Source organism: Nocardioides sp. zg-1228 (assembly GCF_017086465.1).
Classification (GTDB): domain Bacteria; phylum Actinomycetota; class Actinomycetes; order Propionibacteriales; family Nocardioidaceae; genus Nocardioides.
In genome coordinates, this window is the sequence record NZ_CP070961.1 from 1,179,741 (window position 1) to 1,203,453 (window position 23,713).

Below are 23,713 nucleotides of genomic sequence, written 5' to 3' on the forward strand. Positions count from 1 at the left end.
CGCCGAGCGGGCCCCGTCGCCACATCGGAGGAGTGGCGTCGGGGCCCGCTCGCGTGACGCGCTGAGGCGCCGGGTCAGGCGTTGGGGGTCTCGACCGACTGGCCGCCGCGCGTGCGCCGGCGGCTGCGGTTGCGGCGACGCGGGGCGTCGCTCGACTTCTCCGACGCGGAGGCCGAGGAGCCGGAGGAGGCCTCGGAGCGCGAGGAGCCCGAGGACCCCGAGTCGCCGCGGCCCGAGCCCGAGCGCCGCTCGCGGGGCGCGCGCTCCTTCTTCTCGACCGGGGCGGGGTCGACGACGCGGCCCTTGGTGCCGGCCGGGATGCCCTGGTCGTGGAAGAGGTGCTCGGAGGTGGAGTAGGTCTCCTGCGGGTTGTCGAAGGGCAGGTCGAGCGCCTTGTTGATCATCTTCCACCGGTGCAGGTCGGCCCAGTCGACGAACGTGATCGCGGTGCCCGACGCGCCCGCGCGGCCGGTGCGACCGATGCGGTGGACGTAGGTCTTGTCGTCCTCGGGGCAGGTGTAGTTGATGACGTGGGAGACGCCACGCACGTCGATGCCGCGGGCGGCGACGTCGGTGCACACGAGGACCTGGATCTTGTCCTCGCGGAAGCGGGCCAGGGCCTTCTCGCGCGCCACCTGCGCCATGTCGCCGTGGAGGGGCGAGGCATTGAAGCCGCGCTCCTGCAGGTCCTCGGCGATCCGCTGCGCCTGGCGCTTGGTGCGGGTGAAGACGATCATCTTCTCGGCGTCCTCGGCCTGGAGGATGCGACCGATGATCTCGGGCTTGTCGAGGTCGTGGGCCTGGTAGATGAACTGCGCGGTCGCCGGCACCATCGTGGTGTCGTAGGACGACTCGGCGCGGATGTTCATCGGGTGGCGCATGTGGGTGCGGGCGAGCGCGACGATCGCCGACGGCATGGTCGCCGAGAACAGCATCGTCTGGCGGGTCTCCGGGGTCTTCGACAGCAGAGTGATGACGTCGGGGAGGAAGCCGAGGTCGAGCATCTCGTCGGCCTCGTCGAGCACGAGCGCGTGCACGTGCGAGAGGTCGAGCGCGCGGCGGTTGGCCAGGTCGATGAGGCGACCCGGCGTGCCGACGACGATGTCGACGCCCGACTCGAGCTCCTCGAGCTGGTGGTCGTAGCCCACGCCGCCGTAGACGGTGAGGACCCGCAGGCCCATGTCCTTGCTGGCCAGCGCGAGGTCGCTGGAGACCTGGAGCGCGAGCTCGCGGGTCGGGGCGACGATGAGGGCCTGCGGCTTGCCCTGCGGCAGGTCGGCGTAGGCCGGGTTGCTCGGCGCGATGGAGCGCTGGAGCACCGGGATGCCGAAGGCCAGGGTCTTGCCGGTGCCCGTGCGGGCCTGGCCGATGAGGTCGGTGCCGAGGAGTGCGACCGAGAGGGTCATCTCCTGGATGGCGAAGGGGGTGGTGATGCCGGCGCGGTCGAGCGCGTCGCAGATCTCGGGCAGCACGCCCAGTTCACGGAAGGTGGTCACGAAGTGTCGCTCTCTGATGAGTCGGGTTGTCCCACGCGTATGCGGTCAGCCCACTCGAGAGGCCCCGGCGGGGCAAGTGCCGACCGCGCACATACAGGCGGCCACCGGCGTCGAGTCGGCGGCTCGGTCCCCCCGATGCTATCGCTAGGCTGCGAACATGACGGAATCGCCCGACGAGGACTACCGCCGCGCCGCAGTCGACCTCCTCGGTGCGATCGCCTACGGCGAGCTCTCGGCGTTCGAGCGACTCGTCGAGGACGCCAAGATGGCGCCGGGGATCGACGACAAGATCGCCATCGGCGCGATGGCCACCGCCGAGTTCGGGCACCTCCAGAAGCTGGTCGAGCGACTCGAGCAGCTCGGTGCCGACCCGGTCGAGGCGATGCAGGTCTTCCGGCCCAGCTTCGACCGCTTCCACGCCCACACGGCGCCCTCCGACTACTACGAGGGGCTGATCAAGGCCTTCGTCGGCGACGGGCTCGCCGCCGACTTCTACCGCGAGATCGCCGCCTACCTCGACGCCGAGACCCGCGAGGTCATCATCAGCTCGCTGGAGGACTCCGGGCAGACGGCGTTCATCGTCGAGCGCGTACGCGCGGGCATCGCCGCCGACCACCGGCTGGGCGGCCGGCTGGCGCTGTGGGGCCGGCGGCTGATGGGCGAGGCCCTCACCCAGGCCCAGCGGGTCGCCGGCGACCGCGACTCCCTCACGGCGCTGCTCGCCGGGGGAGTGGACCGGCCGGGGCTCGACCTGGCGGCGCTGGGCCGGATGTTCGCCCGGCTGACCGAGCGGCACACTGAGCGGATGGCCGAGCTCGGCCTCGAGGCCTGAGTGGAGGCCTGAGGCCCCGGACGAGACGAGACCCCGCATCCGTGGGATGCGGGGCCTCGTGTGGTCGTGCGAGCGGTCAGAGCCGCGTGCGGTTCCCGGCGTTGCGTCCGGTGACCGTGGAGGCGATCACCACGAGGACGGCCGCGGTGATGATCGCGACGATCCAGCGGACCCAGTCGACGCCGTCGGAGCCGTCGCCGCCGAAGAACGAGTAGATCCAGTAGCCGAGCAGCACGCCGCCGATGCCGCAGAGGATCGTGAGCCAGATGGGGATGTTGTCCTTGTCGCCGGGAGCGACGAGCTTGCCGAGCAGTCCGATGATCGCTCCGACGATGATGAGGACGATGAGATCTACGACCATGATGGATCACCCTTTCTTTTGCCACGAACTCGTGACGGGAGGACCGGCATGGTGTATACCGGCTCGCCCATGATGTCGGCGACCGGTCCCGGTAGCAATCACCGTGCGCCCCTAGGGATGAGGTGTCACCACCCCCACGGCGGGGCGGTCAGCGGAAGCCGACGGCGCTGGACGTCGCCGAGCCGAGCTCGACGTAGGCGATCTTGTCCGCGGGCACGACGACCGCGCGGCCCTTGGTGTCGGCCAGCCGCAGGACGCCGCCGTCGGACAGCGCCTGCGAGAGCTGCGCCTCGATGTCCTCGGGCGTGCTGTCGGTGTCGAGCACCAGCTCGCGCTGCGCGTGCTGCACGCCGATCTTGACCTCCACGATGTTGCTCCTAGCTCAGGGTGTTGGGTGACGAGTCGATGATGCCGGGTGGGTGGTGGCCCGGTCGGGGTGGAGCGACGTCAGTCGCCGTCGGTCATGGGGTAGCCCCGGATGCCGCGCCACGCCAGCCCGGCGATCAGGGAGGCCGCGTCGTCCTGCGGGATGCGCCCGCCTCCCGCCAGCCAGAACCGGGCCGACACCTGCGCCATTCCCACCAGCGACACCGCGAGCAGCTCGGAGGCCTCGTCGGGCAGGCCGGTGTCGGTGCGGATCACGTCGGCGATCATCGACGCGCACTCGGTCGTCACCCGGTCCACGCGCTCGCGCACGTCGGGCTCGCTGGTGAGGTCGGACTCGAAGACGAGGCGGAACGCGCCCTCCTCCGAGGCCACGTAGCTGTAGAAGACCTTCATCGTCGCGATGACGCGGTCGCGGTTGTCGTTGGTCGACGCCAGCGCCTCGCGGCAGTTGTCGATGATCAGGTCGCACGAGGTGTCGAGCAGCGCGAGGTAGAGGTCGAGCTTGCCGGGGAAGTGCTGGTAGAGCACGGGCTTGGACACCCCCGCCCGCTCGGCGATGTCGTCCATCGCGGCGGCGTGGTAGCCCTGCGCGACGAACACCTCGAGCGCGGACTCGAGCAGCTGCGCGCGACGCTCGCGTCGGGGCATGCGCCCCCCGCGGGGTCGCGGCCCGCTCGACTCCAACCGTTCAACGCCCACGGGTGCTCCTCTGCTGCATCGGGGGTGAGCCCGCAGCGTACTCGGAGGTAGTCGCGGCACGGGTCGGGCGTGCCCCCCGTGAGCGCCACGTCCGCATCGCGGGACCGGTCGGGGGCGCTTGGGGCACGCGGGGAACATGGAACGCGCCGGTGCTGTTGCACCGACACCCGAGTCGAGGAGAAGTCGTGTCGTTCCCTGCACTTGTCGAGCCCGCCGCCGAGCTCAGCACCGACGAGGTGCGCCGCTATAGCCGCCACCTGATCATCCCCGACGTCGGGATGACCGGGCAGAAGCGCCTGAAGAACGCCAAGGTGCTGGTGATCGGCGCCGGCGGCCTGGGCTCCCCGGCCCTGCTCTACCTGGCCGCGGCCGGCGTCGGCACGCTGGGCATCGCGGAGTTCGACGAGGTCGACGAGTCCAACCTGCAGCGCCAGATCATCCACGGCATGTCCGACATCGGCCGGCCCAAGGCGGAGTCCGCGCGCGAGTCGATCGCCGAGGTCAACCCCTACGTCGAGGTGGTGGTGCACCCCGAGCGCCTCGACAACGACAACGTCCTGCAGGTCTTCGAGGGCTACGACCTCATCGTCGACGGCACCGACAACTTCGCGACCCGCTACATGGTCAACGACGCGGCCTACTTCTTGAAGATCCCCTACGTGTGGGGGTCGATCTACCGCTTCGACGGCCAGGCGTCGGTCTTCGCACCCACCCTCGCCGACGACGCGCCGTGCTACCGCTGCCTCTACCCCGAGCCCCCGCCGCCGGGCATGGTCCCGAGCTGCGCCGAGGGCGGCGTGCTGGGCGTGCTCTGCGCGAGCATCGGGTCGATCCAGGTCAACGAGGCGATCAAGCTGCTGACCGGCATCGGCGACCCCGCCATCGGCAAGCTGGTCATCTACGACGCCCTCGAGCTCGAGTGGCGCAAGCTCAAGGTCCGCAAGGACCCCAGCTGCGCGCTGTGCGGCGACAACCCGACCGTGACCGGCCTGATCGACTACGACGCCTTCTGCGGCGCCGTGTCCGACGAGGCCGCCGACGCCGCTGCCGGCTCGACGATCTCGGTCACCCAGCTCGAGGCGATGCTCAAGGAGCGCGAGGAGGGCACCCGCGACTTCGAGCTCATCGACGTGCGCGAGCCCAACGAGTACGAGATCAACCGGATCCCCGGCTCCCGGCTGGTGCCCAAGGGCGAGTTCCTCAACGGCAACGCCCTCGGCGACCTGCCCGCCGACAAGCCGATCGTGCTGCACTGCAAGTCGGGCGTGCGCTCGGCCGAGGTGCTGGCGATCGTCAAGGGCGCGGGCTACGCCGACGCCGTGCACGTCGGTGGTGGCGTCGTGGCGTGGGTCAGCCAGATCGACCCGAGCCAGCCGGCCTACTAGCCACCGCCCCCGACGGGGTCGGGCACCGCTCGCGCGGCACGACCCCGTCGCCTAGGGTCACGCCATGCGGGCGCCCGGACTCACCCCAGCGGTGCGCGCGACGCTCGCGGTGGCCCTCACCTGCCTCCTCATGGTGCTGGTGGCCTGGGCGACGCTCGTCGGCCCCGACCGGGTCTTCACCGGGCCGGGCCCGCGTCCCGCGCCGCTGTCGACGACGACCGAGTCGTGCATCCCTCTGCCCGTGCGCACCGCGCCCGACGGGTCCACGACGGTGGAGGTCCCCGACGACCTCGCCGAGCGCGACTACTGCGACCCACCCCCGGCCGGGCTCGACGACTATCGCGAGATCGTCGAGGACAGCCCGCCGCCCCTGTGGGTCAAGGTGCTGGTCTGGATCCTCCTCGGCGCCCTGCTCGCGGGGGTGGCCGCCGGTGTGCTCGGGCTGCTGGTCGTCGCGACCCGGGCGGTGCTGGCGCGCCGCGGTGGCGCCGAGCGCATCGACGTCGCGTTCACCGCGCTCGACGAGCCGGACCGGGTGGCGCAGGAGCTGGCCGCCGGGGCCGAGGAGCAGGACGCGCTGCTGCGCGGCGGCGACCCGCGCAACGCCATCGTCGCGGCCTGGCACCGCTTCGAGGTGCTGGGGGAACGGGCCGGTGTGGCGCGCCGTGCCTCCGAGACGTCCTCGGAGTACGCCCTGCGCATCCTCGACCTCGTCGACGCCGACACCGCGCCGGTCAACCGGCTCGCCGAGCTCTACCGCGAGGCCAGGTTCTCCCGGCACCCGATCACCGAGGACCATCGCGCCGAGGCGGTGGCCGCCCTCGCCGGCATCCGGCGCAGCCTGGGGGTGCGGACGTGAGCCGCCTCCTCGCGCGGTGGCGCGGGCGCGTCGCCGGCGGCGTCGTCCTGGCCGCGATCGGCTACGGGCTCGCCGTCGCGCTCGACTTCGACCCCCGGCCGCTGCCGTACGTCGTGTGGGCGGTCGTCGTGCTGGCGATGACCTACCTCGTCGTCGACACCGTCGACGTCCCGGCGGCTCAGTGGCGCACGGGCCCGCCGCCCGCGGACCGGGTCGACGAGGTCACCTCCGACCTGCGCATCCTCACCAGCCACCGCAGCGCCGACCACCCCTCCGACGCCCTCGCCCGCCGGCTGGTGGAGCTCGCGCGCGCCCGCGACCCGGGCCTGGCCGAGGAGATCCAGCACGAGACCACCGACGGCGGGCGCCTCTCGCCCGGCGACATCGACCGCATCCTGACCCGAATCGAGGACCTCCGTGACCGACGCTGAGACCCCCACCGCCGACGTCTCCCGGCTCGCCGAGCAGGTGCTGGACGAGGTGGGTCGCGCCGTGGTCGGCAAGCGGGACGCGCTGACGCTGGTGCTCGCCGGCATCCTGGCCAAGGGCCACGTGCTGCTCGAGGACTACCCGGGGCTGGGCAAGACCCTCGCGGCGCGGTCCTTCGCGTCGGCGCTCGGCCTGGAGTTCGCCCGCGCGCAGTTCACCCCCGACCTGCTGCCCGCCGACCTCACCGGCTCCTACGTCTACGACCAGCGCCGCGCGGAGTTCGACTTCCGCGCCGGCCCCGTCTTCACCGGGCTGCTGCTCGCCGACGAGATCAACCGCACCCCGCCCAAGACGCAGGCCGCGCTGCTCGAGGCCATGCAGGAGGGACAGGTCACCGTCGAGGGCCAGACGCACCGGCTGCCGAGCCCCTTCCACGTGCTGGCCACCGCCAACCCCGTCGAGTACGAGGGCACCTACCCGCTGCCCGAGGCGCAGCTCGACCGGTTCCTGCTGCGGGTGGGCTTCGGCTACCCGAGCGCGGGCGAGGAGTACGACGTCCTGCGCCGCCGCCTCGACCGCCGGCGCGAGGAGGTCGACCTCGCCCAGGTCACCGACGCCGCCGGGCTCTCGGCCGCGCAGGCAGCCGTCGAGCGGGTGGTCGTCGACGAGTCGGTGGCCCGCTACTGCGTGGCGCTGGTCGCCGCCACCCGCACCCATGCCGACGTGCTGACCGGCGCCTCGCCGCGCGGCAGCCTCGGCCTCGTGCTCACCGCGCGCGCCTGGGCCGCGATCCGCGGTCGCGACTACGTCGTGCCGGAGGACGTCAAGGTCGTCGCGCGTGCGGTCCTGGCGCACCGGATCACCGTCAAGCCCGACCTCTGGATGACCCAGGCATCGGGCGCCCGCGTCGTCGACGCCGTGCTGTCGTCGGTCGAGACCCCCCGGACGCTGGAGTCGCGGTGACCGGCTGGCGGCCCACGTCCGCCCTGGTCCGCGCGTGCCTGCTCGCGCTCGGCGGCATCTGCGGGGGCGTGGCGCTCGGCCAGGAGGTGCTGGTGGTGCTGGCCGCCCCGTTCGTCGTGCTCGCCGCGATGGGGCTCGCGTCGCGCCCCCGCGGCCCGGTGCGCGTCGGCGCACGCCTCGACCACCACCGGCTCCACGAGGGCCAGGGGACGACGTCGCGGGTCGACGTCGACGACCTGACCGGAGTGGAGCACTGCACGCGCGTCGCCGCCGCCACCGCCCACGTGGCCGCCTCGCCGCCCCAGGGCGCGGCCGGGTCGCTCGTCGCCGACGGCCTCCCGGTCCTGTGGTTCAGCCCGCGCCGGTGGGGACGACGCGCGATCGGGGCCGAGCGGGTCGCCCTCACCAGCGCGTGGGCGGGCTGGCGCTGGGGACCCGTGGACCTGCCGGAGAACGGGCTGACCGTGCTGCCGCAGACGGCGCCGTACGACAGTCGCGCGGAGGTGCCGCAGCCCGACGGCCTGGTCGGGCGGCACCGCTCGCGCCGGCTCGGCAGCGGCACCGAGTTCGAGGGCATCCGGCTCTTCGCGGCCGGCGACCGGCTCCGGCGCATCACCTGGCCGGTCTCCCTGCGCACCGGCGAGCTGCACGTCGTCACCACCCGCGCCGAGCAGGACGCGGGGGTGTGGCTCGTCGTCGACGGCCTGCGCGACATCGGGACCTCCGGCGGCATCGACGGCCCGGCGAGCACCCTCGACCTCACCGTCCGCGCGGCGGCCGCGCTGGCCGAGCACCACGTCCGCACCGGCGACCGCGTGGGGATGCTCGTCGTGGCCGCCGACGGCGCCCGGGTGCCGCTCGGCGCCGGGCCGCGGCACCTGCAGCGCCTCCTCGGCACGCTCGCCCGGGTGCGGCCCGAGGCTCGGAGCGTGCCGCCCGAGCGGCTCGACCTCGGCGCGGGTGCCGGCAGCGTGGTCCACGTGCTGTCGCCGATGCTCTTCACGCCGCTCGTCACCGCGACCGCCGGCCTGCAGCGCGGCGGCACCTCGGTGGTCGTCATCGACACCCTCGGCGAGGCGTTCGCGGGCCGGGAGGCCGACCGGCTGTCGCTGCCCGCGCTGGCCGCCCGGATGCAGCGGATCGAGCGCGACGACCGTCTCCGCCGGCTGGCGGCGCTGGGCACGCCCGTGGTGCCGTGGCGCGGGCCGGGCACGCTCGACACCGTGCTCCAGCAGCTCGCGCGGCGCGCGCGGGTGCCGAAGGTGCGTGCCTGATGCGGCCGTACGCCCGCGGTGCCGCCGCGTCCGCCGTCGGGCTGCGGGTGCTCGTCCTCGTGCTGCCGTGCGCCGCCCTGGCCCTGGCGCTGCCCGAGGTGCCGCACTGGGCGGTGGTCGGCGGGGTGGTGCTGAGCGCCGCCGGGTGGGCGCTGCTGCCCGACCACGCGATCGGGGTGGTCCCGCTCGTGCTGGTCGGGGGGTGGTGGGCCGCCCACGGGGTGGTGGACGGTCGGATCCTGGTCGTCGCCGTGCTGCTGGTCGCGGCGCACGTCGCGGCCACCCTGGCGTCGTACGGCCCGCCCACCCTCGCGCTCGACCGCCGACTGGCCAGGCTCTGGCTGGGCCGAGGGCTTCTGGCGCTGGTGCCGGTGCTCCCCACCTGGGTGGCGGTCCGTGGCCTCGACCCTGCGCTGGCGCCGTCGTGGGTGTGGCTGGCGACGGGGCTGGTGACGGTCGGGCTGCTGCTCGTCACGGGCCGGTTGACCCGTCCGGAGGTGCCGTGACGACCGAGGAGGAGCGCGAGCTCTACGCCGAGCTGGTGCTGCAGTGCGCCGAGTCGGTCCCGCGCGGGCGGGCCACGACCTACGGGGCGATCGCCGACGTCGTGGGCCAGCGCCTGGGCCGCGGTGGTCCGCGGCTGGTCGGCTCGGTGCTCGCCGCCCACGGCGGCGGGGTGCCGTGGTGGCGGGTGGTGCGCGCCGACGGCTCGCTGCCGCCGTCGCACGGCGAGGAGGCGCGGCAGGCCTACCTCGAGGAGGGCACCCCGCTGCTCCCGGGCGGGTCCGTGGATCTGGCGCGGGCGTTCTGCCCGCCGCGACTCGGGGCACAATGACCGCCATGCTCTACACGGTCGCGCACGGCGTCATCCCCCCGCTCGCCCGCGCCGTGTGGCGCCCGCGCGTCGAGGGCCTCGAGCGGGTGCCGGCGACGGGTCCGGTGATCGTGGCGAGCAACCACCTCTCGTTCTTCGACAGCGTCGTCATCCCGGTCGTCGTGCCGCGCAAGGTGGTCTTCCTCGCCAAGTCCGACTACTTCACCGGCACCGGCGTGCGGGGCACGCTGACGCGGGCGTGGTTCGAGGGGCTGGGGATGCTCCCCGTCGACCGCGACGACACCCGGGCCGCGATCGCGAGCCTCGACACCGCGCTCGACGTGCTGCGTCGCGGCGAGGCGTTCGGCATCTATCCCGAGGGCACCCGCTCGCGCGACGGCCGGCTCTACCGCGGCCGCACCGGGGTGGCGCACCTCGCCCTGACCGCCGGCTGCCCCGTCGTCCCGGTCGGCCTCGTCGGCACCCCGGACATCCAGCCGGTGGGCGCGAGCCGGCCGCGGCTGGGCAAGGTCGCCGTGACGGTGCGCTTCGGCGAGCCGATCACGGTCGCGGGGGAGTACGACGGCGTCCCGACCGGCCGGGCGCGCCGCGACCTCACCGACCGCATCATGGGCGCGATCGCCGACCTGACCGGCCAGGAGCAGGCCGGGATCTACAACGAGCGGCCCGCGTCGGCCTGAGCCGCCAGCGCGGCCAGCGCCCGGGGGAAGATCTCGGCCGGCGGGGTGACCAGCCCGGCGCCGACCTGGCCGACCCCCGCGACCTTGCCGGCCATGCCGGTGTTGATCTGGGGCAGGATGCCGGTGCGACAGACGCGGGTGACGTCGATGCCCGTGGGCGTGCCCTGGAACTCCAGGACCGGGACGGTCCAGCGCGGGTTCTCCGCCAGCGTGATCTCGTGCATCCGGCGGGTGGTGGCGAGCGCGTCGGGCACCGAGCCGCCGACCAGCCGGACGATCGCCGGGGCCGTGGCCATCGCGAAGCCGCCGATGCCGGCCGTCTCGGTGATCGCGGAGTCGCCGATGTCGGCGTTGGCGTCGTCGGGGCCGTAGTCGCCGAGGAAGAGACCCTCGGCCACCTGTGCCGGCCCGGTGAACCACTCGTCGCCCGTGCCGGAGACCTGGATGCCGAAGTCGGTGCCGTTGCGGGCCATCGCGACGACCATCGTCGAGCCGGGGACGTCGCGGCCCGCGTCGAGCGCGAGCTTGCAGGCGGGCATGGCGAGGTTGAGGAAGAAGTGGTCGTTGCCGCCGACGAAGCGCAGGGCGTCGGCGACGTCCTTGCCGGAGAAGCCGGCGTCGAACCCGGCGGTGACCATCGCCGGGGCGAGGTCGCGCAGGAGCATCAGCGTGCCGGCGCGGTTGCGGTTGTGGGCCTCGTCGCCCATCTGCAGCATCTGGGTGAGGATGCCGGTGACGTCGGTGGCCTCCTCGGTGCCGCGCACCGCGGCCTGCAGGAGCGGGCCGAGCACGTCGCCCATCCAGCGGAGCCGGGTGAGCACCTCGGGGGAGTAGGCGCCGTAGCGCAGCACCTTGCCGAGGCCCTCGTTGAGCGAGCAGTAGGTGCGCCGCCCGGTCTCGCGGTCCTCGAGCACCCACATCCACATCGACGGAGTGACGACGCCGGCCATCGGTCCCACCGCGCTGCGGTGGTGGCAGGGCTCGAGGCTGACGCTGCCGCCGGACTCGAAGAGGGCGACCGCGTCCTCGGGGTCGTCGACGAGCCCCTCGAGCGCGGCGCCGCCCATCAGCGCGCCCCGCAGCGGTCCGGACGCCCGGTCCCAGCCGATCGGGGGACCGGCGTGGAGGAACTGGCCCGGCTCGAGGCCCAGCACCTCCGAGGCCGGCGCGACGTCGACGAGGTGGGCGGTGACGCCGAGCATCGCCTCGACCGCCCGGCGGTTGGCCCCGGGGCGGCGGGGGTCGGTGGCGACGGTCGCGAGGTCGGCCTCGGTGCCGGGCATCGGCGGGCGCCAGTCGACGCGCTCGACCTCGACGGCCTGGTCGGCGACGGCGTCGGCGAGCATGTCGGCTCCGACCGTGACGACGGTGGGCTGGCTCATCGGGCGTCCTTCCCCTCGGGTGCGCCCAGCAGGGCGATGGCGCGGCGCGTCGCGCCCGCGTTGGACAGGTGCACCTCGGCGCCGGCGGCGACGAGGGCATCGCGCTGGGCGGCGAGGCCCTGGGGGTCGAGGTCGGTGCCCACGAGGCTCACCACGACCGGGATCGGGCGGTCGCTGCGCGCGGCCTCGATGGCGGGCGCGAGGCGCGCCGCCGGGTCGGGCTCGGCGCCGTGGCCGAGCACGACGTCGAGCAGGATGACGCCGGTCGCCGGGTCGGCGGCCGCCCGGGCGAGCTGCTCCGTGCGCAGGGTGGGGTCGATCATCGGGTGCGCCCGTCCCTGCGTGAGCGCGTCGTCCCCGAAGTCGACCATCGTGTGGTCGTCGGCGAGCAGGTCACCCGTCTCGCCCGGGTCCAGCGCGAGGTCGTCGGAGAGCGGGATGTTGCTGCGCACCGGGCCGAGCGCGTCGGTGGCCAGGAGCATCGACTCGTCGCAGAGGGTGCCGCCGACGAAGAGGCCGCGCAGCAGGGGGCCCGTCGCCGGGCCGGTGTTGTCGGCGCCGTGCACCGGCCACTCGGGCGCAGGGTGGCCGAGCCGCGCCAGCACGTCGTCCGCGACGGTGGTGAGGTCGCGCTGTCCGCGGCCGAGCAGCCCGAGCTCGACGGGCGTGGCGAGGGCACCGGCCTCGCGGGCCAGCGCCTCGGCCACCTCGGGGGCGGGCGGCTTGGACACGACCACCACCAGGTCGACGTCCGCGTCCGCGTCGAGGCGGCGCAGCGCCTCGCGGGTGGAGGCACCGCCGACCGCGGCGGACAGGTCGCGCCCGCCCACCCCCAGCGCGTGCCGCACCCCGACGCCGTCGTGGCCGTCGGCGGCGAGCCGCTCGCCGGCGTGGTGGAGCAGGGCGAGCAGCTGCTGGCAGCCGGTGCCCGACGCGGCGACCAGCCCGATCCGCCCGGGGCGCACGGTGTTGGCGAAGCCCAGCCCGACGCCGTCGAGAACGGCCGTCCCGCAGTCCGGCCCCATGACGAGCGCGCCGCGCGTGGAGGCGTACGCCTTGAGGGCGACCTCCTCGGCCACGGGCACGTTGTCGCTGAAGACCATCACGTCGTGGCCGGCCTCCAGGGCGTCCATCGCCTCGACGGTGGCGCTGGCGCCGGGCACCGAGACGAGCGCGACGGCGCCGGCGTCCGCGCGCCGCAGCGCGCTGGCCGTGGTGCGCGGCGGGGCGAGCGTGGTGCCGCCGTCGCCGGGCCGGGTCGGCGCGAGGGCGGCGTCGACCGCGGCGAGGGCGGCGGACAGGTCGCCGGCGTCGTCGAGGCGCACGGCCACGACCATGTCGTTGGGCGACGACGCGGGGACGTCGAAGCCCATCCCCTCGAGCACCTCGAGGTTGAGACCGGTGGCCATCGCGACCTGGGCGGCCACCACGCCGGGCGTGGCCTGCACCGCCCGGCTGACCTGGAGCAGGGTCACGGAGTCGGCGTAGGCGCCGCTGCGGAGCTCGACGTGGTCCTTCATGCTGCCCTCCGGGGAGTGGGGTGAGGCGTGCTGGACGTGGTGGACGCCAGGGCCAGCGCGGCCCCGGCGAGGAGGCCGGCGCCCGAGGTGGCGCCGACGGCCAGCAGGGCGCGCTCGGCGGCGTCGGTCGGGTCGGCGAGCCAGGCGGACAGCTCGGGGAGCGCCTCGCCGCGCACCGCGCACTCGAGCAGTGTGGCCGAGAGGAGGGTCGTCGCTCCCAGCCGGTCGCGCACGGCCCCGGCGAGGGCGTCGTCGGGACGCCCCAGTGCGGCCCGGGTGGTGAGCCACCCGGCGAGCACGTCGTCGCCGAGCGGCGTGAGGCCGGGGCCGCGGCCGACGAGCCGGTCGAGGTGGCCCGGTGCCAGGTCCAGCCCGGACGTCATCAGGACCTCCGGTGCGGACCGCGGATCCTCATGGCGTCCGGGGGCGGGGGCGGTGACGTCGACGACCCGGGCGACCCGCACCGCCCGCTCGCCCACCACCAGCTCGCCGCCCCGCACCCGCACCGCCGGACGGGGGAGGCCGCCGGTGAGGACGTCGAGGCTGGGCAGCGTCGACCACAGCGCGCACGGCACGCGCGTCGCGGCTCCCGACACCAGGCCGAGGCACCAGCCGTCGAGGTCGACGTAGATCGCCGTTCCGCTCGCGTGGACCACCTCGCGCGGACCGTCGGACGCCGCCCGCAGCCGCTCGTGGACCCGGTGTGGTGCCGCCACGGGGATCGGTCCGGTCGTCACGCCACAGACGCTAACGGCTCGTGGGACACTCGCGAATGTGAGAACTTGTCGGACCGCGAGGTGGATGTGCGCCAAGACTTGATAAGCGACCCGGAGGCCGTCGCAGCCCTCGAGCGCGCCGACGCGCTCCACACCGCCCTGACCCACATCGTGCTCGAGGGTGGCGACCTCGACGCCATCGCTGAGGCGGTCGGCGACGCGCTCGGCTACGGCGTCGTGTTCACCTCCACCGACGGCCGCGAGCGCGCCGCCCACCTCGACCAGGCGCAGCGCGAGGCGCTGGCCCGGGCCGACCTGGTCGACCCCACCGGCCGGGTGCGCGTCGAGCGCATCGACCCCGCGGGCACCGCCGTGGGCCAGGGGGAGGCGCTCGTACGCCGCGTCGTCGCGGCCGGCGTCGACCTGGCCCGACTCGTGGCGCTGCAGCCCGACGGCACGATCCACGCCTCCGACGTGCACGCGCTCGAGCGGGCAGCGATCGTCGCCGCGCTGCTCGTCACCCGCGTCGAGGCCATCACCGCGGTGGAGAACAAGTACCGCGGCGACTTCCTGCGCGACGTGTTCCTCGGCCGGGCCGGTGAGGAGGAGTACGTCGCCGAGCACGCCCAGGCGTTCGGCTGGCACCTCGACCGTCCGGTGATGGTGGTGGTGGCCGTGCTCGACCCCGACGCCATCGCCGTCCTGGCCCCCGAGCCCGACGACCGGCGCGCGTGGCACGACCGCTTCGCCCACGCCTGGCGCCAGGTCTCCGCCACCGTCGACGAGACCATCGCCTCGGTCGCGTTCAGCCGCGAGGTGGTCACGCTCGTGCCCGTCGACCCGTCGACCGGGCCGGAGGGCGCGCAGCTCACCGTGGACCGCATCATCGCCGCGGTGCGCGGCGACCGCGGCGGTGGGCGCGTCGCGTTCTCGGCCGGGGTGAGCCGCGTCGCCGAGGGTCTCGGTGACCTGCCCGAGGCGTTCCGGCAGGCCCAGCGCGCGGTCGAGATCGGGCGGCGCGTGCACGGCGGGGGCTCGGTGATCCGCTTCGACCAGCTCGGCCTGCACCGGCTGCTCGCCCTGGTGCCCGACGGCGCCGAGCTGAGCGCGTTCGCCGCCGACGTCCTCGGGCCGCTCGCCGCGCGCACCCCGGAGGCCGCCGACCTGCGCGAGACGCTGCAGGTGCTGATCGACACCAACTTCAACGTCGCGGAGGCCGCCCGCGCGCAGTTCTTCCACTACAACACGATGCGCTACCGCGTGGGCAAGCTGCAGCGGATCCTCGGCCCGGTCGCCACCGACCCGCACCTGCGCCTCGACGTGGCGGTGGCGCTGCGGGCGCTCGAGATCGTCGACTGACGGGCCGGGTTCAGAGCAGCTTCTCGTAGAACACCCGGACGAGACCGGCCTCACCGGCGCGGTGGGTCTCGACGTAGCCCACCCGTGCGTAGAGCGCCTGGTTCTCCACCATCGTGTGGTGGGTGCAGAGGCGGACGCGGGGGAGCGCGAGGGCGCGGGCGCGCGACTCGGCGAGCCGGAGGAGGCGCCGCCCGACCCCGCGTCCGTGGTGGGTGGGGAGGACGGCGACGTTGTCCAGGAGGACGCCGTCGTCCTCGGGCACCAGGAGCAGGAGGCCGACGACCGAGGAGCCGTCGAGGGCCACCCAGGCCTCCGTGTCATCGATCGCAGCGGCGTAGTCGGTCTCGAGGGGGCCGGGGCGCAGGCCGCCCATCCGGGCGAGGTAGGGGGAGTACGCCGCCTCGGCGACGCGCCGCACCGCCTCGGCGTCCGTCGCGACCGCGCGGCGCAGCGCCGGGTGCCGGACACCGAACCACTGCTCCGCGCCGTGCTCCTCGAACCGGTCCGCCTCGTCGAAGCCGAGGCGATCAGCCAGCGCGCGGGAGCGGGCGTTGGCGACCTGCGTGCACAGCACGACGTCCTCGCCGAGGCGCTCGTCGGCCAGGTCGAGCAGCGCCGCGCACCCCTCGGCGGCGTAGCCGCGGCCCCACGGGTCGACCGGGAGCACGTAGCTCAGCTCGACGACGCCCGGCCCCGCGACGGCGGGCTCGGACCCGTCCGTGGCGACCAGCCGGCCGGGGCGCTCCGCCTCCCGGCGGCTCAGCCCGATCCAGCCCACGAAGCGGCCCTCGTGCTCCAGGACGTACTGGGCCGGGCGGTCGGCGGGCACCTCGGGGAGGCTGGCGTCGAGGGTGGCGCGGTCCTGGCCGCCGGCGAGGTGCTGGTTGACGACCGGGTCTGAGCCGAGGTCGAGGAACGCCTCGCGATCGCGCGCCTCGGGCGCGCGCAGCAGCAGCCGCTCGGTGCGCAACGACCCGGCCGGCCAGGCGTCGTCGGTGAGGGGCAGGGCCATGCTCGAAGGGTAGGGAGTGCGGGCATTGCAGCCGAGAACTTGTCAGCCGGCGCGGCGTTCCTTCGGCAGATGTCGCCAGTGAGGGTGTGAGATGAGCCGCACTAGTTTGTGGCTCCTCGGGCACCACACCCCTGCGAATCTGGAGGCCAGCGCATGTCGATGTTCAAGTGGGACGTGGTCGATCCCGCCCCCGGCCAGCCGGTGCTCCCGCTCCAACGCCTGCCGTGGGGCAAGACGATCGGGCTCGGCGCCCAGCACGTGGTCGCCATGTTCGGCGCCACCTTCGTCTTCCCGCTGGTGATGGGGCTCGACGCCAACCTCGCCATCATGTTCTCGGGCCTCTGCACCATCCTGTTCCTGCTGATCGTGCAGAACCGGGTGCCCAGCTACCTCGGCACCAGCGCCTCGTTCGTGGCGTCGGTCGCCGCGATCCGCGCGCTCGACGAGGGCAACGACTCGTCCTACGTCACCGGCGCGATCCTGGTCGGCGGCCTCGTGCTGGCCGCGATCGGCGTGCTCGTGCACTTCGCCGGCGCCGGGCTCATCCACCGCATCCTCCCGCCCGCCGTGACCGGCGCGGTGGTCATGCTCATCGGCTTCAACCTCGCGCCCGTCGTGGCCGGCACCTACTGGCCGCAGGACCAGTGGGTCGCGCTGCTGACGGCGGCCTTCATGGTCTTCGCGGCGGTCGCCCTGCCGGGCTTCTGGTCGCGGATCGCGGTCTTCCTCGCACTCATCTTCGGCTACGTGCTGTCCTGGATCTTCGACGGCGTCTTCGGCCCCATCACGTCCGTGCTCGGCGGTGCGACCGAGGCCACCGAGCACGACCGGGTGTCGTGGGCCGGCGTGCAGGCGGCCGACTGGATCGGCCTGCCGAGCGGCACCCTCGCCGACGGCGTCTCGGTCGTCCACGGGCCGTCGTTCTCGCTCACCGCCATCCTGCTCGTGCTGCCCGGCGTGATCGCGCTGGTCGCGGAGAACACCGGCCACGTCAAGGCGGTCGCCGAGATGACCGGCGAGGACCTCGACCCCTACATGGGTCGCGCGATCGGCGCCGACGGCCTGGCCACCGCGTTCGCCAGCGCGTTCGGCGGCTCCCCGACCACGACGTACGCCGAGAACATCGGTGTCATGGGCGCCACCCGCGTCTACTCCTCGGCGGCCTACTACGTCGCCGCCCTCGTGGCGATCCTGCTCGGGCTGTGCCCCAAGTTCGGCGCGATCGTCAACGCGACGCCCGGCGGAGTGCTCGGCGGCATCACCGTCGTCCTCTACGGGATGATCGGGCTGGTGGGGGCCAAGATCTGGGTGGAGAACAACATCGACTTCGGCAACCCCGTCAACCTGGTCGGCCTCTCCGCGGGCATCATCGCCGGCATCGGCGGCGTCACCCTCACCTTCGGCGACGACTTCGAGCTCGGCGGCATCGCCCTCGGCACGATCCTGGTCATCGTGTTCTTCCACATGGTCCGTGGCCGCGGTGGCACCGGGGGACCGGGCGGCGCGACCCGCAACCTCAGCCACCCCGACTACGACGAGGGCGTCGACGACGCAGCCTCCGGAGGCACGCACCAGCGATGAAGCCGGCACCCTTCGCCTACCTGCGACCCTCCACCCTCGAGGAAGCCCTCGCGGCGCTCGCGGGGGAGCAGGGGGCGAAGGTGCTGGCCGGCGGCCAGTCGCTCGTCCCGCTGCTGTCGATGCGGCTGGCCGCGCCGTCGATGCTCGTCGACATCAACGCCATCCCCGGCCTCGACCACGTGCGCGTGGACGAGGACGGGGTCCGGGTCGGGGCCCTGGCCCGCCACGCCCACGTGCTCGGGTCCGCCGAGGCCGGCGAGGCGCAGCCGCTGCTCGCGATGGCACTGAGCCACGTCGCCCACCCGACCATCCGCAACCGCGGCACCACCGTCGGCTCGATCGTGCACGCCGACGCCGCGGCCGAGATGCCGATGGTGCTGCGGCTGCTGGAGGGATCGGTGGACGTCGCGTCGGTGCGCGGTCGCCGTACGGTGCCGGCGGCCGAGCTGTTCGCCGGGCCGCTCGAGAGCACCCTCGCCCAGGACGAGGTGGCCGTCGAGGCGTTCTTCCCGGGGCTCGCGCCCGGCGCCGGCGTCGCCTTCGAGGAGATCGCCCGCCGCCACGGCGACTACGCCCTCGTCGGGGTGGCCGCCCACGTCGAGACCGACGGCGATGCCGTCACCCGGGCCCGGGTCGGCTTCGTGTCGGTGAGCGACGTGCCCGTCGTCGTCGACGTCACCGACGCCGTGCGCGACCCGGCCGGCGACCCCGCCGGCGCCGCGCTGGCCGAGCTCGACCCGGCCGGCGACATCCACGCCACGGCCGCCTACCGCGCCCACCTCGTGACGGTGCTGGCACCGCGCGTCCTGGCGGCTGCCACCGACCACGCCCGCTCGCGGGCAGGAGAGGCGTCCCACCCGTGACCACCGAACAGCTCCACGAGGTGCGCCTGCACGTCAACGGCTCCGTCCACGAGGTACGCGTGCCGGCGCGCCGGCTGCTCTCCGACGCGCTGCGCCACGACTGCGGCCTGACCGGTACGCACGTCGGGTGCGAGCACGGCGTGTGCGGGGCGTGCACGGTGCTGGTCGACGGCGCGCCGATGCGCTCGTGCCTGATGCTGGCCGTGTCGGCGGTCGACGCCGAGATCACCACCGTCGAGGGGCTCACGGAGGACGACGGGTCGCTCTCGCCGGTGCAGCAGGCGTTCTCCGACTGCCACGGCCTGCAGTGCGGCTTCTGCACCCCGGGCTTCCTCACCACCATCACCGCCGGGCTGCGCGAGACGCCCGACCCCTCCGAGGACGAGGCGCGGGAGATGATCGCCGGCAACCTGTGCCGCTGCACGGGCTACCAGAACATCGTGCGCTCGGTGCTCCGGGCGGCCGAGATCACGCGGGGTGAGGCATGACCACCAAGATGTTCGGCGCCAAGGTGCCGCGGGTGGAGGACCAGCGCTTCCTGCGCGGCCAGGGCCGTTACGTCGACGACCTGCTCACCGACGACCCGCGGCTGCTGCACGCGGCGGTGCTGCGCTCGCCGCACGCCCACGCCCGCATCGTCGACATCGACGTCGCCGACGTGCTCGACGTCGAGGGCGTGGTGGCCGTGTGGACCCACGACGACCTCGAGGGCCCGATGGCCGAGCCGCTGCCGTTGCTCATCCCGCACCCGAGCCTCACCCACGGCCGCACGCAGTACGCCCTGGCGAGGAACGAGGTCAACTACGCCGGCGAGGCCGTCGCGTTCGTCGTCGCGGTCGACCGCTACGTCGCCGAGGACGCCGTGGGCCGGATCCGCGTCGACTACGAGGTGCTCGCGCCGGTGGTCGGCATCCCGGCCGCGCGGGCGGCACGCACCGCCGTGCACGACGACGTGCCCGACAACGTCGGTGCGCGCATGGAGCAGGAGAACGGCGACGCCCGCGCGGCCATCGCCCGCGCGCCCCACACCCTGACCCTCGAGCTCGACGTCGAGCGCTCGGCGTGCACGCCGATGGAGGGCCGCGGCACGGTGGCGCGCTGGGACCCCGACACGTCCCGGCTGACGGTGTGGTCCTCGACGCAGACCTCGACCGGCGTGCGCGGCTGCGTGGCCGCCAAGCTCGGCCTCGACCTGGCCAAGGTCGACGTGATCACGCCCGACGTGGGCGGCGGCTTCGGCGTGAAGATCAACCACCCCTGGCCCGAGGAGCTGCTCGTGCCGCTCGCGGCGATGACGCTGGGGCGGCCGGTGAAGTTCACCGAGGACCGGCGCGAGCACTTCATCTCGTCGGCCCACGAGCGTGCCCAGCACCACCACGTCGAGGTCGGCTTCGACGACGACGGCCGGCTGCTGGGGCTCGACGTCGAGTTCTGGCACGACCACGGCGCCTACACCCCCTACGGGCTGATCGTCCCGATCATCACCTCCACGCAGCTGCTCGGGCCCTACAAGCCGGCCAACTACCGCGTCGTCTTCGAGTCGCTCTACACCAACACCGTCATCGTCACGCCCTACCGCGGCGCGGGACGTCCGCAGGGATGCTTCGTCATGGAGCGCACCATGGACGCGATCGCGGCCTACCTCGGCAAGGACCGCACCGAGGTGCGGGCGACCAACTTCATCCAGCCCGACGAATTCCCGTTCGAGCACGGCCTGGTCTTCCAGGACGGCCGCGAGCTGACCTACGACTCGGGCGACTACCCGGCGTCGTTGACCAGGCTCAAGGAGCTCGTCGGGTGGGACGAGTTCGAGGAGTTCCGCGCCGAGATGGCCGCCCAGGGGCGCCGGGTCGGCATCGGCCTGGCCTGCTACGTCGAGGGCACCGGGGTCGGGCCCTACGAGGGCGCCCACGTGCACGTGGAGACGTCCGGGAAGGTCAAGGTCGCCACGGGCCTCACCACCCAGGGGCAGGGCCACCAGACGGCGTTCGCCCAGATCGTGGCCGACACGCTCGGCGTACGCTTCGAGGACGTCGAGGTCACGACCGGCGACACCCGCAAGATGCCCTACGCCGTGGGCACCTTCGCCTCCCGGGCGGCGGTGATGAGCGGCTCGGCGATCCACCTCGCCGCCCTCCGCGCGCGGGAGAAGGCGCTGCGCATCGCGGCCGAGGCGCTCGAGGCGGCCGAGGACGACCTCGAGATCACCGACGGCGTGGTGTCGGTGCGCGGCACCGACGCGTCCCCGCAGACGCGCATCGACCTCGGCACCGTGGCGGTGCTGTCCAACCCGCTGCGCTACGCCTTCGACGAGGCGTCGAAGGCCGCCACCCAGTTCTCCGTCGGCGATCCCGGCAAGCCGCCGGTGGCCGAGGGCGACGAGCCGGGCCTGGAGGGCAAGGACTTCTTCTCCCCGCCGCGCTCGACGTTCGCCAGCGGCATGCACGCCGTCATCGTGGAGACCGACCCCGACACCGCCGAGATCACGATCCTCAAGTACGCCGTGGTCCACGACTGCGGCAACCTGATCAACCCGATGATCGTGGAAGGCCAGATCCACGGCGGCGTCGCGCAGGGCGTGGGCGGCGCGCTCTACGAGCGGATGGCTTACGACGAGTCGGGCCAGCTGCTCAACGCGTCGTTCATGGACTTCCTGATGCCCTACGCGACCGAGGTCCCGACCTCGATCGACATCGACCACCTCGAGACGCCGTCGCCGCTCAACCCCCTCGGCATCAAGGGCGCCGGAGAGGCCGGCGTGATCCCGTCGGCCGCCGTCTTCGCGGCTGCCATCGAGGACGCCGAGCTGCCCTCCAGCCCGGGGCTGAGGATCACGTCGATGCCGATCTCGCCGTCCGAGCTCTTCGACCTGCGCCTCGCGCACGCCCCCGCCACCCCCGCCACCCCGTCCCTCACTACCCAGCCCACCCGAGGAGTCCCGAGATGAAGTTCACCGGAGAGAACGTCCTGGCCGCGGACGTCGCGCGGGCGTGGGACGCGCTGCTCGACCCGGGGGTCCTGGTCCGGACGATCCCAGGCTGCGAGCGGCTCGAGGCCACCGGGGAGAACGCCTACGCGATGACCGTCACCGCGGGCGTCGCGTCGATCAAGGGGACCTACGCCGGCTCGTGCGAGCTGCGCGACCTCGTCGAGCACGAGTCGCTGGTGATGAGGCTCGACGGCGCCGGCGCCCCCGGCACGATCGGCGCGACGGTCAACGTCCGCTTCGCGCCCGAGGGCTCCGCGACGCGCGTCTCGTACGACGCCGACGCCGTCGTCGGCGGGATGATCGGCGGCGTCGGTCAGCGGATGCTCACCTCGGTCTCCAAGCGGATGGCGGGGGAGTTCTTCGGCAACGTCGACGCGGCCCTCGCGGGTGGTCCGGACCCTGGTCCCACGGCCGACGGCGTCGCACCGGTGGCTGCCGAGCCCGCCGCCGTCGGCCAGGTCTTCGTCGCGCCGGCCCCCTCCGCCGCCGGGTCGCGGCAGGACTTCCTCACCGGCGTCGCCGTCGGCGCCGGCCTGGTGCTCGCGGGAGTCATCGTGGGCGGCATCGTCGGGCGTCGCCGGTGAGCGGCCTCACCGTCGAGTCCACCGCGCGCGAGCAGGCCGCAGCGGTCCGCTCGGGCGAGATCTCGGCGGCCGAGCTGCTCGAGCTGCACCTCGACCGGATCGAGGAGCGCAACCCCGAGCTCAACGCGATCGTGTCCCTCGACGCCGAGCGCGCGCGGGCGTGGGCCGCGGTCGCCGACCAGGCGCAGGCCTCCGGCGAGGAGGTGGGCCCCCTGCACGGGCTGCCCTTCGCGGTGAAGGACACCCACGCCCTCCGGGGCTGGCGCACGACCTACGGCTCGCCGATCTTCGCCGACGCCGTCGCCGACCACGACGACCTGCTCGTCGAGCGCATCCGCGCGGCGGGGGCGGTCTTCATCGGCAAGACCAACGTGCCGGAGTTCGCGGCCGGCTCCCACACCTTCAACACGGTCTTCGGCGTCACCCGAAACCCCGTCGACCCCTCGCGCTCGGCCGGCGGGTCGAGCGGGGGAGCGGCGTGCGCGCTGGCGTCGGGCATGGTGCCGCTGGCCGACGGCTCCGACATGGGCGGATCGCTGCGCAACCCGGCGTCGTTCTGCGGCGTCGTCGGCATGCGCCCCTCGCTGGGACGCGTGCCGGAGTGGCCGCTCTACAACCAGTGGGAGAGCACGTCGGTCGGCGGCCCGTTGGCCCGCAACGTCGGCGACCTGGCGCTGCTGCTGTCGGTCATCGCGGGACCCGACCCCCGCACCCCGCTCGCGCTCGGCGACCCCGGGTCGTCGTTGGCCCCGCCGCTCACGCCCGCGCCGCTCGCCGGCCTGCGGGTGGCGTGCTCGGTCGACCTCGGCGGCGCGCTGGTGGTCGACCACGAGGTCGCCGACGTCGTACGCACCACCGCGCGGCGGCTGTCCGACGCCGGTGCGTCGGTGGCTGAGGCACACCCCGACCTGTCGCTGGCCGACGACACCTTCCGCACGCTGCGGGCCTGGCACTTCCGGGCGAGGTTCGCCGAGCTGCTCGCCGAGCACCCGACGTCGTTCAAGCCCACCCTGGAGGCCAACATCCGCGCCGGCGAGCCGCTCACCGGCGCCGACGTCGCGCGGGCCTACACCCAGCGCACCTCGCTGTCGGAGACGATGCGGCTCTTCTTCGGCGACCACGACGTGCTGCTGCTTCCCACCTCGCAGGTGCCGCCGTTCCCGGTGGAGCAGGAGTACCCCGACACGATCAACGGCGAGCAGATGCCCGACTACCTCGCCTGGATGCGCTCGGCCTACTTCATCACCGTCACCGGCTGCCCCGCGATCTCCGTGCCCGCCGGACGCACCGCCGACGGTCTGCCCGTCGGCGTCCAGCTCGTCGCGCGGCACGGCGCGGACCGTCAGCTGCTGCAGGTGGCGGCCGCGCTGGAGGAGCTCGTGGCCGGGGACTGAGCTGTGCATGACGGTGTGGACAACTGACCCACAGCTGGGGATGACCGCCGTTCGGCTGGGGACGACTCGCCGGAACCCGAAGTATGTCGACGATCGTGGCCTCCAGCTCTTGC

24 protein-coding genes are annotated in these 23,713 nt (G+C 73.9%); 16 read left to right on the forward strand and 8 right to left on the reverse strand.

Translation table 11 applies throughout. From position 1 onward, the window contains the following. Positions 1-74: 74 nt before the first annotated feature. A complete protein-coding gene (locus tag JX575_RS05610) occupies positions 75-1,496 on the reverse strand; it encodes a DEAD/DEAH box helicase (RefSeq protein WP_241005350.1) in 1,422 nt (473 codons plus the stop codon). A gap of 157 nt (positions 1,497-1,653) precedes the next feature. Here JX575_RS05610 and JX575_RS05615 point away from each other — a divergent pair, with 157 nt between their 5' ends. Next, complete coding sequence (locus JX575_RS05615) at positions 1,654-2,328, forward strand: ferritin-like fold-containing protein (protein ID WP_186341484.1); 675 nt, start codon at positions 1,654-1,656, stop codon at positions 2,326-2,328. 76 nt (positions 2,329-2,404) lie between these two features. Here JX575_RS05615 and JX575_RS05620 read toward each other — a convergent pair whose 3' ends face one another. The 3 genes from JX575_RS05620 to JX575_RS05630 form a co-directional block, all read right to left on the reverse strand. Continuing rightward, the gene (locus JX575_RS05620; protein WP_186341485.1) at positions 2,405-2,689 is read right to left on the reverse strand and encodes a GlsB/YeaQ/YmgE family stress response membrane protein; all 285 of its coding nucleotides are present in this window, start codon (positions 2,687-2,689) and stop codon (positions 2,405-2,407) included. Between the two features lie 148 nt (positions 2,690-2,837). Beyond that, positions 2,838-3,056: a DUF3107 domain-containing protein gene (locus JX575_RS05625; protein WP_186341486.1), complete on the reverse strand. Its 219-nt coding sequence runs from the start codon at positions 3,054-3,056 to the stop codon at positions 2,838-2,840. 80 nt (positions 3,057-3,136) lie between these two features. Beyond that, entirely contained in the window at positions 3,137-3,724 is a 588-nt protein-coding gene (locus tag JX575_RS05630) for a TetR/AcrR family transcriptional regulator (protein ID WP_186341487.1), read from the reverse strand. Positions 3,725-3,960: 236 nt separating this feature from the next. On the opposite strand from JX575_RS05630, the gene moeZ reads away from it, so the two are divergent. The 8 genes from moeZ to JX575_RS05670 all read left to right on the forward strand — a co-directional run bounded on the left by moeZ (position 3,961) and on the right by JX575_RS05670 (position 10,200). Next, a complete protein-coding gene (gene moeZ, locus JX575_RS05635; protein ID WP_186341488.1) occupies positions 3,961-5,160 on the forward strand; it encodes an adenylyltransferase/sulfurtransferase MoeZ in 1,200 nt (399 codons plus the stop codon). 64 nt (positions 5,161-5,224) lie between these two features. After that, positions 5,225-6,019, forward strand: coding sequence for a DUF4129 domain-containing protein (locus JX575_RS05640; RefSeq protein WP_186341489.1), 795 nt, complete (start codon positions 5,225-5,227; stop codon positions 6,017-6,019). Beyond that, on the forward strand, positions 6,016-6,450 hold the full coding sequence (locus JX575_RS05645) for a hypothetical protein (RefSeq protein WP_186341490.1): 435 nt from the start codon (positions 6,016-6,018) through the stop codon (positions 6,448-6,450). Before JX575_RS05640 ends, JX575_RS05645 begins: the two co-directional genes overlap by 4 nt. Further along, complete coding sequence (locus JX575_RS05650) at positions 6,437-7,411, forward strand: MoxR family ATPase (RefSeq protein WP_186341491.1); 975 nt, start codon at positions 6,437-6,439, stop codon at positions 7,409-7,411. The genes JX575_RS05645 and JX575_RS05650 overlap by 14 nt, the downstream gene beginning before the upstream one ends. Continuing rightward, the gene (locus JX575_RS05655) at positions 7,408-8,685 is read left to right on the forward strand and encodes a DUF58 domain-containing protein (protein ID WP_186341492.1); all 1,278 of its coding nucleotides are present in this window, start codon (positions 7,408-7,410) and stop codon (positions 8,683-8,685) included. The genes JX575_RS05650 and JX575_RS05655 overlap by 4 nt, the downstream gene beginning before the upstream one ends. Next, entirely contained in the window at positions 8,685-9,191 is a 507-nt protein-coding gene (locus JX575_RS05660) for a hypothetical protein (protein ID WP_186341493.1), read from the forward strand. The genes JX575_RS05655 and JX575_RS05660 overlap by 1 nt, the downstream gene beginning before the upstream one ends. Then, positions 9,188-9,520: an MGMT family protein gene (locus tag JX575_RS05665; protein WP_186341494.1), complete on the forward strand. Its 333-nt coding sequence runs from the start codon at positions 9,188-9,190 to the stop codon at positions 9,518-9,520. Before JX575_RS05660 ends, JX575_RS05665 begins: the two co-directional genes overlap by 4 nt. A gap of 5 nt (positions 9,521-9,525) precedes the next feature. Continuing rightward, positions 9,526-10,200 (forward strand): lysophospholipid acyltransferase family protein, encoded by a 675-nt coding sequence (locus JX575_RS05670; RefSeq protein ID WP_186341495.1) that lies wholly within the window; start codon positions 9,526-9,528, stop codon positions 10,198-10,200. On the opposite strand, the gene JX575_RS05675 is transcribed toward JX575_RS05670, so the two are convergent. The 3 genes from JX575_RS05675 to JX575_RS19790 are packed head-to-tail and all read right to left on the reverse strand — an operon-like array spanning position 10,173 to position 13,839. Then, on the reverse strand, positions 10,173-11,582 hold the full coding sequence (locus JX575_RS05675; RefSeq protein ID WP_186341496.1) for a DUF1116 domain-containing protein: 1,410 nt from the start codon (positions 11,580-11,582) through the stop codon (positions 10,173-10,175). The two genes, JX575_RS05670 and JX575_RS05675, sit on opposite strands and share 28 nt — an antisense overlap. Beyond that, positions 11,579-13,102, reverse strand: coding sequence for an FdrA family protein (locus JX575_RS05680; protein WP_186341497.1), 1,524 nt, complete (start codon positions 13,100-13,102; stop codon positions 11,579-11,581). The genes JX575_RS05675 and JX575_RS05680 overlap by 4 nt, the downstream gene beginning before the upstream one ends. Beyond that, positions 13,099-13,839 (reverse strand): DUF2877 domain-containing protein, encoded by a 741-nt coding sequence (locus JX575_RS19790; RefSeq protein ID WP_186341498.1) that lies wholly within the window; start codon positions 13,837-13,839, stop codon positions 13,099-13,101. The genes JX575_RS05680 and JX575_RS19790 overlap by 4 nt, the downstream gene beginning before the upstream one ends. 78 nt (positions 13,840-13,917) lie before the next feature. On the opposite strand from JX575_RS19790, the gene JX575_RS05690 reads away from it, so the two are divergent. Further along, a complete protein-coding gene (locus JX575_RS05690; protein ID WP_186341499.1) occupies positions 13,918-15,177 on the forward strand; it encodes a helix-turn-helix domain-containing protein in 1,260 nt (419 codons plus the stop codon). 10 nt (positions 15,178-15,187) lie between these two features. Here the strand turns inward: JX575_RS05690 and JX575_RS05695 are convergent, their stop codons facing one another. Beyond that, positions 15,188-16,189, reverse strand: coding sequence for a GNAT family N-acetyltransferase (locus JX575_RS05695; protein WP_206054532.1), 1,002 nt, complete (start codon positions 16,187-16,189; stop codon positions 15,188-15,190). A gap of 153 nt (positions 16,190-16,342) precedes the next feature. Between JX575_RS05695 and JX575_RS05700 the strand changes: the two genes are divergently transcribed. The 6 genes from JX575_RS05700 to JX575_RS05725 are packed head-to-tail and all read left to right on the forward strand — an operon-like array spanning position 16,343 to position 23,600. Continuing rightward, complete coding sequence (locus JX575_RS05700) at positions 16,343-17,770, forward strand: solute carrier family 23 protein (protein ID WP_206054533.1); 1,428 nt, start codon at positions 16,343-16,345, stop codon at positions 17,768-17,770. After that, on the forward strand, positions 17,767-18,633 hold the full coding sequence (locus JX575_RS05705; protein WP_186341500.1) for an FAD binding domain-containing protein: 867 nt from the start codon (positions 17,767-17,769) through the stop codon (positions 18,631-18,633). Before JX575_RS05700 ends, JX575_RS05705 begins: the two co-directional genes overlap by 4 nt. Then, positions 18,630-19,121: a (2Fe-2S)-binding protein gene (locus tag JX575_RS05710; protein WP_186341501.1), complete on the forward strand. Its 492-nt coding sequence runs from the start codon at positions 18,630-18,632 to the stop codon at positions 19,119-19,121. The genes JX575_RS05705 and JX575_RS05710 overlap by 4 nt, the downstream gene beginning before the upstream one ends. Next, positions 19,118-21,580, forward strand: coding sequence for an aerobic carbon-monoxide dehydrogenase large subunit (gene cutA / locus JX575_RS05715; protein ID WP_186341502.1), 2,463 nt, complete (start codon positions 19,118-19,120; stop codon positions 21,578-21,580). The genes JX575_RS05710 and cutA overlap by 4 nt, the downstream gene beginning before the upstream one ends. Beyond that, positions 21,577-22,206 carry a carbon monoxide dehydrogenase subunit G gene (locus JX575_RS05720; protein ID WP_186341503.1) on the forward strand — a complete coding sequence of 210 codons (630 nt, stop codon included), beginning with the start codon at positions 21,577-21,579 and terminating at the stop codon, positions 22,204-22,206. Before cutA ends, JX575_RS05720 begins: the two co-directional genes overlap by 4 nt. Beyond that, on the forward strand, positions 22,203-23,600 hold the full coding sequence (locus JX575_RS05725) for an amidase (protein ID WP_186341504.1): 1,398 nt from the start codon (positions 22,203-22,205) through the stop codon (positions 23,598-23,600). The genes JX575_RS05720 and JX575_RS05725 overlap by 4 nt, the downstream gene beginning before the upstream one ends. Positions 23,601-23,713: the final 113 nt, after the last annotated feature.

Excerpts from the sequence above, each read along its gene's own strand:
- JX575_RS05615 (WP_186341484.1), top strand. The coding sequence starts at position 1,654 with ATGACGGAATCGCCCGACGAGGACTACCGCCGCGCCGCAGTCGACCTC.
- JX575_RS05620 (WP_186341485.1), bottom strand. The coding sequence starts at position 2,689 with ATGGTCGTAGATCTCATCGTCCTCATCATCGTCGGAGCGATCATCGGA.
- JX575_RS05630 (WP_186341487.1), bottom strand. The coding sequence starts at position 3,724 with ATGCCCCGACGCGAGCGTCGCGCGCAGCTGCTCGAGTCCGCGCTCGAG.
- JX575_RS05640 (WP_186341489.1), top strand. The coding sequence starts at position 5,225 with ATGCGGGCGCCCGGACTCACCCCAGCGGTGCGCGCGACGCTCGCGGTG.
- JX575_RS05660 (WP_186341493.1), top strand. The coding sequence starts at position 8,685 with ATGCGGCCGTACGCCCGCGGTGCCGCCGCGTCCGCCGTCGGGCTGCGG.
- JX575_RS05670 (WP_186341495.1), top strand. The coding sequence starts at position 9,526 with ATGCTCTACACGGTCGCGCACGGCGTCATCCCCCCGCTCGCCCGCGCC.
- JX575_RS05675 (WP_186341496.1), bottom strand. The coding sequence starts at position 11,582 with ATGAGCCAGCCCACCGTCGTCACGGTCGGAGCCGACATGCTCGCCGAC.
- JX575_RS05680 (WP_186341497.1), bottom strand. The coding sequence starts at position 13,102 with ATGAAGGACCACGTCGAGCTCCGCAGCGGCGCCTACGCCGACTCCGTG.
- JX575_RS05695 (WP_206054532.1), bottom strand. The coding sequence starts at position 16,189 with ATGGCCCTGCCCCTCACCGACGACGCCTGGCCGGCCGGGTCGTTGCGC.
- JX575_RS05700 (WP_206054533.1), top strand. The coding sequence starts at position 16,343 with ATGTCGATGTTCAAGTGGGACGTGGTCGATCCCGCCCCCGGCCAGCCG.
- JX575_RS05705 (WP_186341500.1), top strand. The coding sequence starts at position 17,767 with ATGAAGCCGGCACCCTTCGCCTACCTGCGACCCTCCACCCTCGAGGAA.
- cutA (WP_186341502.1), top strand. The coding sequence starts at position 19,118 with ATGACCACCAAGATGTTCGGCGCCAAGGTGCCGCGGGTGGAGGACCAG.
- JX575_RS05720 (WP_186341503.1), top strand. The coding sequence starts at position 21,577 with ATGAAGTTCACCGGAGAGAACGTCCTGGCCGCGGACGTCGCGCGGGCG.